A 259-nucleotide genomic window follows, 5' to 3' on the forward strand; every position below is an offset into this window, starting at 1 on the left:
CCCAATGCCACAAACTCGTGAACACATCCTTCTTTCTCGCCAAGTAGGCGTTCCATACATCGTTGTATTCTTAAACAAATGCGACCTTGTAGACGACGAAGAGCTTCTTGAATTGGTAGAAATGGAAGTTCGTGAACTTCTTTCTACTTATGACTTCCCAGGTGATGACACTCCAGTTATCCGTGGTTCTGCTCTTCTTGCACTTAACGGTGACGCTAGCCAATATGGCGAAGACGCTGTTGTTGCTCTTGTTGAGGCA

At 45.6% G+C, this 259-nt stretch carries 1 protein-coding gene; it reads left to right on the top strand.

What is annotated here, in order from left to right; genetic code table 11:
- A partial coding sequence (locus D9K81_RS18330) for a GTP-binding protein (protein ID WP_227602124.1) occupies window positions 1–259 on the top strand: 259 nt, incomplete at both ends.

The organism is Acinetobacter chengduensis (assembly GCF_003664645.1).
Classification (GTDB): Bacteria; Pseudomonadota; Gammaproteobacteria; order Pseudomonadales; family Moraxellaceae; genus Acinetobacter; species Acinetobacter chengduensis.